Below are 414 nucleotides of genomic sequence, written 5' to 3' on the forward strand. Positions count from 1 at the left end.
ATGGGGCTGACGCGGGCGACAGCGCACACCAAGGCGCTGAACCTGGCCAGCAATGTCGTCTCGGTGGTGGTCTTCGCCATCGGCGGCCATGCGCTTTGGCTGATCGGCCTGATGATGGCGGTCGGTCAGGTGATCGGCGGCTGGCTAGGGTCGCACGCCGCCATGCGGTTTGGGCCGAAACTGATCCGCCCCCTTCTGGTGATCGTCTGCCTGGCGATGGTGGCCAAGCTGCTGTCCGACCCGGCCAATCCGCTGCGCATCTGGCTGCTGGGCCTGACCTGAGGCGGCTCAGGCGGCCCGCTCGGCCAGCACCTTCCTGGCGGCCTTGAGCACGCGGTCGGCGGGGACCTCGTTCATGTGCAGGATGGCCTGGTTGAGGCCCGGATCGATCTTGCGGAACTCCTCCACCGAGCG

The 414-nt window shown here is 67.9% G+C and carries 1 protein-coding gene; it reads left to right on the forward strand.

Annotated elements, in window-relative coordinates; translation table 11 throughout:
* A partial coding sequence (locus tag Q0C81_RS15495; RefSeq protein ID WP_291839906.1) for a TSUP family transporter occupies positions 1–282 on the forward strand: 282 nt, incomplete at its 5' end.
* Positions 283–414 lie beyond the last annotated feature (132 nt).

The sequence above is a fragment of the Brevundimonas sp. genome (assembly GCF_023259385.1).
GTDB lineage: Bacteria > Pseudomonadota > Alphaproteobacteria > Caulobacterales > Caulobacteraceae > Brevundimonas.